Origin of the sequence: Riemerella columbina DSM 16469 (genome assembly GCF_000374405.1) — a bacterium.
Taxonomy (GTDB): Bacteria; Bacteroidota; Bacteroidia; order Flavobacteriales; family Weeksellaceae; genus Riemerella; species Riemerella columbina.
On record NZ_KB894240.1, the window covers coordinates 28,073 to 41,331 of the forward strand.

Consider the following 13,259-nt stretch of genomic DNA (forward strand, 5'->3'; position numbering starts at 1 on the left):
TTAATTATTTTCTAATTACGAGTGCTAAAATAGTAACTACGATAGATGCTATAGAGATATAAACTCCCGTCTGAGGACCATATATAGACGAATTAACTTTCGTTTTATTTGGCGCTACAGCAACCACATCATTCTGTTGAAGGTAGTAATACGGGGAGTTGACAAAATCGCCACTAGTCAAATCCACATAGGCATTAGTCCTAACTCCATCTTGCTCTCTTATAATTAAAACTCTATCTCTTTTACCATAAATCGTTAAATCGCCTGCCATTCCCAGTGCATCCAGTAATCTTACTTTACCATCAGGAATTATGTATTGCCCAGGTTTAGCCACCTCTCCTAGTATGGTCACTTTGTAGTTAGCATATTTAATATTAACTGTTGGATTGATGATATATTTAGAAATTTTATATACCAATTCATTTTTTAGGTCTTCAATTGTTTTACCATTAGTATTAACCTTACCGATATAAGGAAAATCAATATATCCTTCGTCATAAACTTTATAAGTAAATCCAGTAAGAGAGCTTTGATTACTTAAAGCATCGTTCCCAGATGGTGTAGAATAGGTTACTCTTGATGTAGACGGCGTAGTGCCTTGATTAAATGGTGCCGCTACTGCCATATCTTTCGCTGTAACTAAAATGGTGATCTCATCTCTAGGTTGAATTGTGGATCTAGAATTTTTAATCGCTGCATCAGCAGCCAATTGCTCTACATCCTGCATATACTCTATATCATTCTTGGATTTACAAGAATTGAGTAATACCATGATCAAACAAAAACTTAATATAATTTCACCTATTTTCATCTATTTATAAATATTTGCAAAGATATACATTATATTTTACACATCTAATCTTTCGTATATAGAGTTGTTACTTTTAAACTCCTTAACGATATTTTTTAAAGCACTTACCATATGCATTTTATTAGCGGTCTTTGCCAATTCAATAATTTCTTCCGTTGCAGCATTTATAGTTTCATAACTTACAACTTCATCTTTAGAAATCATAATTTTTTCATGGTGCGTAGGTAGCGTCTTCGTATTATCGCTTAAAAGTTCCTCATAAAGTTTCTCCCCAGGTCTTAGTCCCGTATATACAATTTTAATATCTTCATCGGGCTCAAAACCCGATAATTTAATCATCCTTCTGGCTAAATTTAAAATTTTAACAGGTTCTCCCATATCAAACACAAAAATTTCGCCTCCCGTTCCCATTGTTCCTGCCTGCAGTACTAACTCACAAGCTTCTGGAATCGTCATAAAATACCGCACAATTTCTGGGTGTGTTATAGTTACTGGTCCTCCTTTTTCTATTTGCTTTTTAAAATGAGGAATTACAGAGCCATTAGACCCCAAAACATTACCAAATCTCGTCGTGATAAATTTTGTACTATTTTCTGGAGTAGTCTGCAAAGCTTGAACAAACAATTCAGCTGCTCTTTTCGTAGCGCCCATCACATTAGTAGGATTTACTGCTTTATCCGTAGACACCATTACAAATCGATTGACCTTATACTGACTGGATAGCATCGCCAAATTTTTGGTTCCTTTTATGTTAACCCTTATTCCTTCTTGTGGATTATGCTCTACCAAAGGGACATGTTTATATGCCGCAGCATGATACACCATAGAAAACCGATACTCATCAAATAACTCATTCATTCTCTGCTTATTGGTAATATCTGCCAATACAAACTCAAAATCTACTTCTGGAAAATGAGACTTCAATTCTAATTCTATTTCGTACAATGGAGACTCTGCTTGATCCAGCACAACGACTTTAGATGGCTTGAATTGAGCTACCTGTCTTATTATTTCGCTACCAATAGAACCAGCTCCCCCCGTTACCAAAACAGATTTATTATGATGCCTTATCTTAACTTCTGAATTATCAAGTTCTATTGGTCGTCTATTTAGCAAATCTTCAATTTGTAAATTTTTAATACTAAACTGTTCGTTGTTATTTCTTAGTTTTTGCAAAGTCGGTGTTTTAAGAACTTTAAGCCCTTTTTCTAAAAACATAGTAACCCATTCGTTTAATTCCTCTCTAGTAAACCGATTACTTGCAATTACGACTCCATCTATATCTAGATAATCTTTATTATTTTTGCTAATAAAATCAAAACTATAAATCCTTTTTCCTAACAGTTTTGCTCTTTTAGAATCGGTTCTTCGGGTTATAAATCCTACCACTTCATAAGGTAAAGATGCATTTCCCATAATCGCATTGGCAATAGATACAGACTCCTCATCTATACCTAATACTAAAACATTTTTCTTAGAAGAACTGCGCTGATATTCTCTAGCAAAATGAAACACTTCCTTAACAACCAAACGGAATAAAAATAATACCGTGAAAGAAATAAAGAAAAATATAAGTAATAGTAATGTTAGAAAAAATTTATCATTAAAAAAAAACTTACTTAAAACATTGATACTCACAAGTACAAATACAGAGCAAAATGTAGAAAGTAAAATTTTGAACAAATCTAGAAATGAAGAATGCCTAATGATGCCCGAATAAGTCCTGAATACGAACATAAAGACCATATTCACACCGATAATTAAACAATACTTTGTTAACCAACTGATAGTTTGGGGAGGTTCTATATTAGAAAATTGGCTAATAATTAGATATGACAAAAATAAAGATAGTGATATTAAACCCACATCCATCAATAAAACAATCCAGCGTGGCAAATACCTAATATTGGTAACACCAATCGCATTATTTCCACTATAGATATAGTTTTTAATATCTGAAATTTTCATTTTCAATCAATTATAAAAAAAAGAGTTCTAACTCTTAAAGTCATACAAATATAATACTTTTTTTAATGATGGCTTAACCCTATCAAATGATAAAATTATATCCCCAATACCTCCAAAATTATATTATATTCAAATCCTTTATCAATCAAATATTTAATAGTCTTTTGCTTTTGAATATTCGTGTTTTTTTCATTAAGATTAGCATAGTATTTCTCATACAATCTTTTTAAAGTCTCTCGATAATCCTCATCATCAATTTCTTGTAATGCCATATCTATTAATCTAGAAGATATATTTTTTTGCTTTAATCCATTAATGATTTTCTTGCGCCCCCAATGCTTATGATTAAACTTCCCTCGAACATAACTCCTCGCAAATCGTTCTTCATTTAGAAAATCTTCTCGCATTAAATATAACATAATCTCTTCCTTAGCCTCTGGAACCAATAAAAACTCTCGCATCTTTTGCTCTACTTCCTGATGACAACGGTCTTGATAAACACAATAACGAACAATTTTTTGTTTTATTTCCTCAAAAGTATACGATTTTTTTTGATTCATCATTTCTAAAAAAAGGCTTAAAAAAAGAAGCGAAGATTGTACCAACGCTTCTTTCATTTTAAAATTTATATCGATTATAATTAACCTTTGAACAATGGACGATGAGACATAAGGTCGTGCACCTGACCTTTTACTTCGTTAAGTACATTATCATCATTAATATTTTCTACAACTTTTGATACTAAGTCTGCGATAGTTTCCATATCAGATTCTACCAAACCTCTCGTGGTGACCGCTGGTGTACCCAAACGAATACCTGAAGTTACAAATGCCGACTTATCGTCAAATGGTACCATATTTTTATTACATGTGATATCCGCTTTCACTAAGGCTTTTTCGGTTTCTTTACCATTAACGCCTTTATTTCTTAAATCTACTAATATTAAGTGATTATCTGTTCCGCCCCCCACGATATCAAACCCTCTATCAATCATGGCTTGAGAAAGAGCTTTAGAGTTAGCCACCACTTGCTTAGCATAAGTTTCAAATTGAGGACTTAGCGCTTCTTCAAACGCCACGGCTTTAGCAGCAATGACATGTTCTAATGGACCACCTTGGATTCCTGGAAAAACGGCACTATCTAAAACAGCACTCATCATTTTAATATCCCCTTTAGGCGTTTTATGCCCGAATGGATTTTCAAAGTCTTTACCTACCATAATCAATCCTCCTCTTGGTCCTCTTAAGGTTTTATGCGTGGTAGTCGTCACCACATCACAATAAGGAAAAGGCGAACTCAACAAACCTTTAGCCACTAACCCTGCTGGGTGTGCAATATCTGCCCAAAGGATAGCTCCTACCTCATCGGCAACTGCTCTAAATTTCGCATAATCTAAGTCTCTAGAATACGCGGAGTAACCTGCGATAATCATTTTAGGTTTTACCTCTAATGCTTTTTGACGCATCGCCTCATAATCTATGAGTCCCGTTTCTTTCTCTACGCCATAAAACTCTGCTTTATATTGGATACCAGAAAAGTTGACAAACGACCCATGGGTTAAGTGTCCTCCCATAGATAAATCTAAACCTAAAATTGTATCACCTGGCTTTAAACAAGCTAAATATATTGCAGCATTAGCTTGAGACCCAGAATGAGGCTGCACATTGGCATACTCTACTCCAAATAGTTTTTTAGCATGTTCTATTGCTAATCTCTCTACCTCGTCTACCACTTCGCATCCGCCATAGTAGCGTCTACCAGGGTAGCCTTCGGCATATTTATTGGTTAAAACGCTCCCCATGGCTCTCATGACATTGTCAGAAACAAAATTTTCTGATGCTATCAGTTCAATACCATTGGTTTGGCGTGCTCTCTCTTGTTCAATTAAGTTAAAAATTGTATCGCCCATAGGATTAAGTTGTTTTTTATAAACTGGATTCAAATTTATAAAAAATATTCCTAATCTGGTTTAATTTTTTAAGAATTGTTTTAGGGCTGGCATTACCTTTATCATTAAAAACTTAATCAACAATCTCTCCGTACAAGTCAAATTCTTCAGCAGAAGTGATTTTAACATTAGCAAAAGAACCAATGGATAGATAAGTGTTTTCGGCGGAAACCAGTACGGTATTATCCACATCTGGCGAATCAAATTCTGTTCTACCTACAAAATAATTCCCTTCTTTTCTATCAAAAATACAACGGAACACTTTTCCAATTTTTTCTTGATTTTTCTCCCAAGAAATTTGAGATTGAAGTGCCATTATTTCCTCCACTCTAGCCTCTTTAACTTCCTGAGGCACATCATCTTCTAAATCGTAAGCCGTAGTATTTTCTTCGTGAGAATAAGTAAAACAACCCAACCTATCGAACCTTTGGTCAGCTACCCATTGTTTCATTTCTTGGAAACGCTCTTCAGTTTCACCTGGATAGCCTACAATTAATGTGGTTCTAATCGCCATATCTGGAACTTTCTCTCTAAATTTATCTAGCAGTCGGTTGGTTTTTTCGTGTGTCGTTCCTCTCTTCATCGACTTTAGCAAGTCTGTATTAATATGCTGCAATGGGATATCAATATAGTTACAAACCTTAGGTTCATTTTTAATGACTTCTAAAACATCCTCTGGAAACCCAGTAGGAAAAGCGTAGTGCAATCTAATCCATTCTATCCCCTCTACTTTAACCAAGGTATTTAATAATTCTGCTAGTGCTCTTTTTTTATAAATATCTAACCCATAATAAGTTAAATCTTGAGCAATTAATATGAGTTCTTTAGTGCCTTTTTTAGCTAATTTTTCGGCTTCTTTTACCAACTTTTCAATAGGTGTAGATACATGTCCACCCCTCATCAATGGTATTGCACAAAAGGAACACGGGCGGTCGCAACCTTCAGAAATTTTTAAATAAGCATAATGTTTAGGCGTTGTGGTCAATCGTTCGCCCACTAATTCGTGCTTATAATCAGCACCTAAATGCTTTAGTAATATCGGTAAATCCCTAGTTCCGAAATACTGGTCTACATCGGGAATTTCTTTTATTAAATCTGGCTTATAGCGTTCAGAAAGACAACCCGTTACAAATACTTTTTCTATCTCTCCCCTATTTTTAGCCTCTACATAATCTAAAATAGTGTTGATAGACTCCTCTTTAGCATTATCAATAAATCCACAGGTATTGATGACGACTACATCGCCGCGTTGCTGCTCGTGGGTTACCTCTTTGCCATTGGCTTTTAGCTGTCCCATTAGCACTTCGGAATCGTAGAGATTTTTAGAACACCCCAATGTTACGACATTAATTTTTTTCTTACCCGTTGATTTTGTACGCATTGATTATAGAATTTGTAAGCCTGCAAAAGTACTAATAAATTTCCTTCTATAAAAATAAAGGGAAAACAGCCTTAGCCATCTTCCCTTTAAAATTATTTTAAATTGCTGATCATTTAATCGTCTTTAAATAATCGCCATAACCACTTTTACCATATTTCTCTGCCGACTTTAGCAATTGTTCTTTATTAATAAAGCCTTTTTTGTAGGCAATCTCTTCAATACAAGAAATTTTAAAGCCTTGTCTTTTTTCTAAAACTTTTACAAACTCTGATGCTTCATGCAAGGAGTCAAAAGTCCCCGTATCTAACCATGCGGTACCTCGCGACATTACGCCAACTTCCAACTCACCCTTTTCAAGGTAGATTTTATTAATATCCGTAATTTCCAGCTCTCCCCTTGATGACGGTTTTAAGTTTTTAGCAAATTCCACCACCTGATTATCATAAAAATAAAGTCCTGGCACAGCATAATTGGATTTTGGCTGTTCAGGTTTTTCTTCAATGGAAAGCACTTTATTATGATCATCAAATTCCACTACACCATAACGCTCTGGATCACTTACTTGGTAGGCAAAAACACAGCCTCCTTTCACATTGGTCTTACTTTCCAATAGTTGAGGCAATCCCGTTCCGTAGAAAATATTATCTCCTAGCACTAACGCCACAGAGTCATCTCCTATAAATTCTTCCCCCAATACAAACGCTTGAGCCAAGCCGTCTGGGCTAGGCTGTACTTTATATTGAATATCACACCCAATTTGAGAGCCATCACCTAATAGTTTTTTGAACCCTTCTTGATCGTGAGGGGTAGTAATAATCAGTATTTCTCTAATTCCTGCCAATAATAAAATGGATAGTGGGTAATACACCATGGGTTTATCATAAACAGGCATTAGTTGCTTGCTTACCGCAATGGTTAATGGGTATAGTCGTGTGCCAGAACCTCCGGCTAGTATAATTCCTTTCATGAGAGTTTATATATTATTTATACTGCTTTTCATAATATTTTTGATAAGCACCACTCGTTACATGTTCTAGCCAATCTTGATTGTTTAAAAACCAATCAATGGTTTTAGATAGACCTTCTTCAAAAGTAACACTTGGCTTCCAGCCTAAGTCTTTATTAAGTTTCGTAGCATCAATAGCATAACGCTTATCATGTCCTGGACGGTCTTTTACAAATGTAATCAACTTCTCAGAATAACCTTTTGGACGACCTAATTTTTCATCCATTTGCTTGATGAGTTCTTTTATCAAGTCAATATTTTGCCATTCATTCCATCCACCGATGTTATAAGTTTCGCCTGTTTTAGCTTCATGGAAAATTTGGAAAATAGCTTTAGCATGATCTACTACAAACAACCAATCGCGGGTATATTTTCCATCGCCGTAGATAGGTAGAGGTTTTTCATTAATAATATTAGAGATACAAAGTGGAATCAACTTTTCTGGAAAATGATTTGGTCCGTAGTTATTAGAACAATTGGAAATAATAAAAGGCATTCCATATGTATTTCCATAAGCTCTTACCAGATGGTCGGACGCAGCTTTACTGGCAGAATATGGTGATTTAGGGTCGTAAGAAGTTTCTTCAGTAAAAAATCCTGTTTCGCCCAATGCACCATATACTTCATCGGTAGACACATGATAAAAAAGATTCTTTCTTTCTTCGTCTGGAAAATTTCCATGCGTATGTTCTGGATTAAGCGTCCAAAATTCTCTACATAAATTTAATAAATTAGCCGTTCCCATCACATTAGTATTAATAAACGCATTAGGATCGGTAATACTTCTATCCACATGGCTTTCTGCGGCTAGGTGAACTATGGCATCAGGGTTATATTTTTCAAATACTGATTTTAATTCATCAACCTTAGTAATATCTGCTTTCTCAAAAATATAATTGGGTTGACTTTCAATATCTTTAAGGTTTTCTAAATTCCCAGCATAAGTTAGCGCATCCAGATTAATAATTTTTGTATCTGGTAAATTTTTAACAAATTCTCTTACCACATGAGAACCTATAAATCCAGCACCTCCCGTTATAATAATTGATTTCATTTTATAGTTTTACATTATATAGTTAATAGTTTTTTAAAGATAAAGCAGGTTGATTTTTATCTTTTTCAGAAAGTATCATCTTATCAAAAGGAATTTTCCAATCGATATTCAGTTCTTCATCATTCCAATGTACACCACCTTCTGATTCTTTATTATAAAAGTTATCACATTTATACGCAAAAACGGCTGTATCGCTTAACACAGCAAAACCATGAGCAAAGCCTCTCGGAATATAGAGTTGTAATTTATTCTCATTATTAAGTTCAATACCAAACCACTCTTTATAAGTTGGAGAATTTTCTCTTAAATCTACAGCTACATCCCATACCCTACCTTCTAAACAAGACACTAACTTTGCTTGAGCGTGTACGCCTTTTTGTAAGTGTAAGCCCCTAACCACACCATAAGATGATTTGGAAATATTATCTTGCACAAAATGCCCATTCATCCCCGTCAATTGTTCAAATTTTGCTTCATTAAATTTCTCAAAAAAGTAACCTCTTTCATCTTCAAAAATGGTAGGTTCTACGATAAAACAATCTTTTAAAGGGGTTTCTTTCGCTTTCATATATTGTATATTAGTGGACAAAAATAGGAATTTTCAATCAGTTAAAGAAACACTTTTAGTGTTTTAAAAATAATACGACAATCTTCTTTAAAAGAAATACATTTTAGATACTCTAAATTCATTTTAACTTTATCTGGAAAAATCACTTCGTCATTATATTTTAATGGGTCTGACTGTTGTTTTAGTACGGTTTCTTCATTCCTATACTTAAGGCTTGCATAGGACAATAAACCTGGTTTTAACTTTAAAATTTTTCGTGCTTCATCTTGCAGTTGGTCATAATACCCACAAATATCTGGGCGAGGTCCAACAAAACTCATATCTCCTTTTAAAATATTGATTAATTGAGGTAATTCATCTAATTTGGAACGCCTCAAAAACGATCCAAAACTTGAAACCTGTCTAGATTCATCATGAATGGTTTTAAACTTATAAATTTTAAAAACCTTTGCATATTGTCCCACTCTAGTTTGTGTGAATATACCGAAAGATTTCGTATCTAGAGAGTTCAGTACCAACAAAACCAAAAGTAATGGGATACACCCCATCAATAAGGACAATGCTACAACTTTATCCAGAAAATATTTTATCTTTAAGTAAGTTATGGTACTACGGTTCATCAACCAAATCTTTATTTATAGTCCTAAAAACAAAATACTCCCTAAGATACGAAGTTCATTAGGGAGTAATTGCGTGGTCCCACCTGGGCTCGAACCAGGGACCACCTGATTATGAGTCAGGTGCTCTAACCAACTGAGCTATAGGACCTCAAAATTTGTGGTTAAATTTTGTGCTTGCAAAAATAGCAAATTTTATATTACTACCAAATTTTATTCTATATTTCTTGGCATAATTCTACTAAAACACCATTGGTACTTTTAGGATGTAGAAACACAACCAGCTTATTATCAGCACCTTTTTTAGGTTCTTCGGAAATAAATATAAAGTCTTCTTTCTTTAGACGCTCTATTTCATAATGAATATCCTCAACCCCAAAAGCGATGTGATGAATGCCCTCCCCTCTTTTTTCAATAAATTTGGATATTGGACTATCCTTTCGGCTGGCTTCCAATAATTCTACTTTAGCATCACCCAATTGATAAAAAGAAGTCGTTACCACTTCTGATTCTACACTTTCATGTTTATAATGAGATTTTCCTAAAAGTCTTTCAAAAAGCCTATCCGAATCCTCTAATGATGCTACTGCAATACCTAAATGTTCTAATTTCATACTTTCTAGTATTTTTATCTCTAAACAAAGTTAAGCATAATCTAGAAAATATGATCCCTAAATTTAGTTTTTCTTTATTTTAATAAAATCACTAAATTTGCAAATTGATTATGACAACAAATTCTAGCCCTAAAACTGCGGCATATCATACTTTAGGATGCAAATTAAATTTTGCAGAAACTTCCACTATAGCCCGCCAACTCACCGATGCAGGCTACCAAAAAGTGAGTTTTGATGACAAAGCTAGCGTGTATATCATCAATACTTGCTCTGTTACCGAAAATGCAGATAAGGAGTGTAAATATCATGTAAAGCGCGCCATAAAAGCCAATCCTGATGGCTTAGTGGTGATTGTGGGATGCTATGCTCAACTTAAACCGGAAGAAATTTCCAAAATTAATGGGGTAGATTTGGTACTCGGGGCTAAAGAAAAATTCAATATTCTTAGCTACCTTGGTGATTTAGAAAAAACCGACCATCTCGGCGTAGTGCATTCTTGTGAAATTGAAGAGGCTGATTTCTTTATCGGGTCTTATTCTATCGGCGATAGAACGCGTGCCTTTTTAAAAGTTCAAGATGGTTGCGATTATAAATGTACTTACTGCACCATTCCTTTAGCTAGAGGAATTTCTAGGTCGGATACTATTGAAAATATCGTTAAAAATGCCAAAGAAATTGCCCATAAAGACATTAAGGAAATTGTGCTGACGGGGGTTAATATTGGGGATTATGGTAAAGGCGAATTCGGAAACAAACGCCACGAGCATACTTTTTTGGACTTGATTACCGAGCTCGACCAAATTGAAGGCATTGAAAGAATTAGAATTTCTTCCATAGAACCGAATTTATTAAAAGACGAAAGCATTCATTTAGTGGCGAATAGCCAAAGATTTGTACCTCATTTTCATATTCCATTACAATCGGGGAGCGATGATTTATTAAAGAAAATGAAACGCCGCTACCTGACTAAATTGTATCAAAACAGAATAGAAAAAATAAAATCGGTGATGCCCGATGCTGCCATCGGAGTAGATGTTATCGTGGGATTCCCAGGCGAAACAGAGGAACGCTTTTTAGAAACTTATCATTTTTTAAATGAACTTCCCGTTTCTTATTTCCATATTTTCACTTATTCCGAGAGAGAAAATACCGAAGCCGCTTCAATGGAGGGTGTAGTGCCAATTCCCGTAAGGAAAAAAAGAAATAAAATGCTAAGAATACTTTCCGAAAAAAAGAAAATGGCATTTTATCAAACCCAATTGGGGAAAACATTACCCATCCTTTGGGAGCACGACAATAAAAACGGAATGATGTACGGCTTTACCGAAAACTATGTTCGTGTAAAGAAACCTTTCGACGCTAATTCTATCAACCAAATTGAGCATTTGAAACTTCATCAAATTGATGACGATGGCGTGGTGTCGGTAGTCCCTGCCTTTGAATTATTCCTTCAAAATGCTTAACCTAAAATATTAATTATGATTTTTTATAAATATCAAGGGACTGGCAACGATTTCGTAATGATTGATAATCGGGAAGGGACTTTCAACCTTAGTCAAAAAGAAATAGAACACCTTTGTCACCGAAGATTTGGTGTAGGTGCCGATGGATTAATTCTTCTAGAACATGATACCACCACAGATTTTAAAATGGTGTATTATAATTCTGATGGCTCGGAAAGTACCATGTGTGGCAATGGTGGACGATGCTTGGTTGCATTTGCGCATTTCTTAGGGGTTTTTAATGAAAAATGTACTTTTAATGCAATTGATGGATTGCACGAAGCAGAAATCAATGAGGATATTGTAAAACTTAAAATGATTGATGTAGAAAGCATCACCCAAAGTTTCGATAGCACAGTGCTTAATACAGGGTCACCTCATTATGTAACTTTTATAAAAAACATTCAAGATTTTGATGTTTTTAATGAAGGGCGACGCATCAGAACTAGTGAACCTTATGCTAAAGAAGGAATCAATGTTAATTTTGTAGAACTTATTTCGGATAATGAATTATTTGTCCGCACTTACGAAAGAGGCGTAGAAGACGAAACCTACAGTTGTGGTACGGGCGTTACCGCTTCTGCATTAGCCTTAATGTTAAAGCAACCACAAAATGAAATTAATATTAAAACTTTAGGCGGTCAATTAAAAGTTTATGCCGAAGTGGCGGATAAAGGTTTTAACAAGATTTGGCTAGAAGGTCCTGCCGTACAAGTATTTAAAGGCGAATTATAAATCTATTATTATGAAAAAAATTATTGGACTTCTTGTCCTAATTATTATAGTTGTGGCAAGTTTTTTTAGCTACCAATACTATAAGAAAAATTATACCAGTAATGTTGTAAAAGAAGGTTTTGTCTTAATTCCATCGAATGCCAGTTTCAAGCAAATTTTAGATAGTATTTCCCCATTTCTAGCAGATAAAAAAAGTTTTGAAGAAGTGGCGATTGCAAAAAACCTGAATCAATTTCACCATGCGGGACGCTATGAAATTAAAGCCTCTATGGATAATAAAAGCATCGTGAATATGATAAAAGCGGGTAATCAAACGCCTGAGCAATTTAGAATTATCGCTTTTGACAATGTCTACCAAATGATGGGAAGAGTCGCCAAAAAAACAGAAGTTGACTCATTAGAATTTATTAATGGATTCGATAAAATTGCTAAACAAAAAGGACTTGAAAACGCAGAATCTCTAAAGCGATTTTTCTTTGTAGATACTTATCAATTCTTTTGGACCGTAACACCAGAAGAATTTTTTGAGACTTTTGAAAAGCAATACCAAGATTTTTGGAATCCAGAACGGATTGCTAAAGAAAAAAAACTGGGACTTAGCCGAGACCAAATTTATGCTTTAGCCTCTATTGTCTATAAAGAATCTGGCGGTAGAACTGACGAGCAGCGTACCATTGCAGGGCTGTATCTTAACCGTTATAAAAAAGGGATGAAGTTACAATCCGACCCTACCGTAATCTATGCCATCAATCAAGCGAATCATTTTACGAAAACCATTAAACGCGTGTATTACAAAGATTTAAAAACACCTTCCCCATACAACACTTATGCGAATGCGGGTATTCCCCCAGGTCCCATCTGTATCGTGGACAAAAGTTCCGTAGACGCAGTATTAAACCCCGAGCAGCACAATTATATTTTTATGGCGGCTGACCCAGATAAATTAGGCTTCCATAGGTTTACAAGTAGCGATATTGAACATGCTCAAAATGCACGAGACTATCAAAAATGGCTCAACGAGAAAAATATTAGATAAACAAAAAAATCCATAACGC

At 34.8% G+C, this 13,259-nt stretch carries 13 protein-coding genes and 1 tRNA gene; 3 read left to right on the plus strand and 11 right to left on the minus strand.

Annotated features, from left to right (window positions below; translation table 11 throughout):
• Window positions 1–4: 4 nt before the first annotated feature.
• The 11 genes from C237_RS0107095 to mce all read right to left on the minus strand — a co-directional run bounded on the left by C237_RS0107095 (window position 5) and on the right by mce (window position 9,967).
• On the minus strand, window positions 5–811 hold the full coding sequence (locus C237_RS0107095) for a polysaccharide biosynthesis/export family protein (protein WP_018675807.1): 807 nt from the start codon (window positions 809–811) through the stop codon (window positions 5–7).
• Window positions 812–847: 36 nt separating this feature from the next.
• Entirely contained in the window at window positions 848–2,779 is a 1,932-nt protein-coding gene (locus tag C237_RS0107100; RefSeq protein ID WP_018675808.1) for a polysaccharide biosynthesis protein, read from the minus strand.
• A gap of 95 nt (window positions 2,780–2,874) precedes the next feature.
• On the minus strand, window positions 2,875–3,342 hold the full coding sequence (locus C237_RS0107105) for a regulatory protein RecX (protein WP_026315554.1): 468 nt from the start codon (window positions 3,340–3,342) through the stop codon (window positions 2,875–2,877).
• A 77-nt stretch (window positions 3,343–3,419) separates the two neighbouring features.
• A complete protein-coding gene (gene glyA, locus C237_RS0107110) occupies window positions 3,420–4,688 on the minus strand; it encodes a serine hydroxymethyltransferase (protein ID WP_018675810.1) in 1,269 nt (422 codons plus the stop codon).
• Between the two features lie 112 nt (window positions 4,689–4,800).
• Window positions 4,801–6,108 (minus strand): 30S ribosomal protein S12 methylthiotransferase RimO, encoded by a 1,308-nt coding sequence (rimO, locus tag C237_RS0107115; protein ID WP_018675811.1) that lies wholly within the window; start codon window positions 6,106–6,108, stop codon window positions 4,801–4,803.
• A gap of 109 nt (window positions 6,109–6,217) precedes the next feature.
• The gene (gene rfbA / locus C237_RS0107120) at window positions 6,218–7,075 is read right to left on the minus strand and encodes a glucose-1-phosphate thymidylyltransferase RfbA (RefSeq protein ID WP_018675812.1); all 858 of its coding nucleotides are present in this window, start codon (window positions 7,073–7,075) and stop codon (window positions 6,218–6,220) included.
• Between the two features lie 13 nt (window positions 7,076–7,088).
• On the minus strand, window positions 7,089–8,168 hold the full coding sequence (gene rfbB / locus C237_RS0107125; protein WP_018675813.1) for a dTDP-glucose 4,6-dehydratase: 1,080 nt from the start codon (window positions 8,166–8,168) through the stop codon (window positions 7,089–7,091).
• A 22-nt stretch (window positions 8,169–8,190) separates the two neighbouring features.
• A complete protein-coding gene (gene rfbC / locus C237_RS0107130; protein WP_018675814.1) occupies window positions 8,191–8,736 on the minus strand; it encodes a dTDP-4-dehydrorhamnose 3,5-epimerase in 546 nt (181 codons plus the stop codon).
• Between the two features lie 41 nt (window positions 8,737–8,777).
• Window positions 8,778–9,356: a sugar transferase gene (locus C237_RS0107135; protein ID WP_018675815.1), complete on the minus strand. Its 579-nt coding sequence runs from the start codon at window positions 9,354–9,356 to the stop codon at window positions 8,778–8,780.
• Between the two features lie 74 nt (window positions 9,357–9,430).
• Window positions 9,431–9,504: transfer RNA gene (locus C237_RS0107140), tRNA-Ile, on the minus strand.
• A gap of 67 nt (window positions 9,505–9,571) precedes the next feature.
• Complete coding sequence (gene mce, locus C237_RS0107145) at window positions 9,572–9,967, minus strand: methylmalonyl-CoA epimerase (RefSeq protein WP_018675816.1); 396 nt, start codon at window positions 9,965–9,967, stop codon at window positions 9,572–9,574.
• Window positions 9,968–10,077: 110 nt separating this feature from the next.
• Between mce and mtaB the strand changes: the two genes are divergently transcribed.
• Genes mtaB through mltG form a run of 3 tightly spaced genes read left to right on the plus strand, consistent with a single transcriptional unit; the run spans window position 10,078 to window position 13,240 of the window.
• On the plus strand, window positions 10,078–11,430 hold the full coding sequence (mtaB, locus tag C237_RS0107150) for a tRNA (N(6)-L-threonylcarbamoyladenosine(37)-C(2))-methylthiotransferase MtaB (protein WP_018675817.1): 1,353 nt from the start codon (window positions 10,078–10,080) through the stop codon (window positions 11,428–11,430).
• A 15-nt stretch (window positions 11,431–11,445) separates the two neighbouring features.
• Window positions 11,446–12,204 carry a diaminopimelate epimerase gene (dapF, locus tag C237_RS0107155; RefSeq protein WP_018675818.1) on the plus strand — a complete coding sequence of 253 codons (759 nt, stop codon included), beginning with the start codon at window positions 11,446–11,448 and terminating at the stop codon, window positions 12,202–12,204.
• 10 nt (window positions 12,205–12,214) lie between these two features.
• Window positions 12,215–13,240 (plus strand): endolytic transglycosylase MltG, encoded by a 1,026-nt coding sequence (mltG, locus tag C237_RS0107160; RefSeq protein WP_018675819.1) that lies wholly within the window; start codon window positions 12,215–12,217, stop codon window positions 13,238–13,240.
• Window positions 13,241–13,259 lie beyond the last annotated feature (19 nt).

What these genes read in the sequence shown, in the direction of transcription:
- mtaB (WP_018675817.1), top strand. Translation starts at nt 10,078, where the DNA reads ATGACAACAAATTCTAGCCCTAAAACTGCGGCATATCATACTTTAGGA.
- rfbB (WP_018675813.1), bottom strand. Translation starts at nt 8,168, where the DNA reads ATGAAATCAATTATTATAACGGGAGGTGCTGGATTTATAGGTTCTCAT.
- C237_RS0107135 (WP_018675815.1), bottom strand. Translation starts at nt 9,356, where the DNA reads ATGAACCGTAGTACCATAACTTACTTAAAGATAAAATATTTTCTGGAT.
- rfbC (WP_018675814.1), bottom strand. Translation starts at nt 8,736, where the DNA reads ATGAAAGCGAAAGAAACCCCTTTAAAAGATTGTTTTATCGTAGAACCT.
- glyA (WP_018675810.1), bottom strand. Translation starts at nt 4,688, where the DNA reads ATGGGCGATACAATTTTTAACTTAATTGAACAAGAGAGAGCACGCCAA.
- C237_RS0107100 (WP_018675808.1), bottom strand. Translation starts at nt 2,779, where the DNA reads ATGAAAATTTCAGATATTAAAAACTATATCTATAGTGGAAATAATGCG.
- C237_RS0107095 (WP_018675807.1), bottom strand. Translation starts at nt 811, where the DNA reads ATGAAAATAGGTGAAATTATATTAAGTTTTTGTTTGATCATGGTATTA.
- mce (WP_018675816.1), bottom strand. Translation starts at nt 9,967, where the DNA reads ATGAAATTAGAACATTTAGGTATTGCAGTAGCATCATTAGAGGATTCG.
- dapF (WP_018675818.1), top strand. Translation starts at nt 11,446, where the DNA reads ATGATTTTTTATAAATATCAAGGGACTGGCAACGATTTCGTAATGATT.
- rfbA (WP_018675812.1), bottom strand. Translation starts at nt 7,075, where the DNA reads ATGAAAGGAATTATACTAGCCGGAGGTTCTGGCACACGACTATACCCA.
- C237_RS0107105 (WP_026315554.1), bottom strand. Translation starts at nt 3,342, where the DNA reads ATGATGAATCAAAAAAAATCGTATACTTTTGAGGAAATAAAACAAAAA.
- rimO (WP_018675811.1), bottom strand. Translation starts at nt 6,108, where the DNA reads ATGCGTACAAAATCAACGGGTAAGAAAAAAATTAATGTCGTAACATTG.
- mltG (WP_018675819.1), top strand. Translation starts at nt 12,215, where the DNA reads ATGAAAAAAATTATTGGACTTCTTGTCCTAATTATTATAGTTGTGGCA.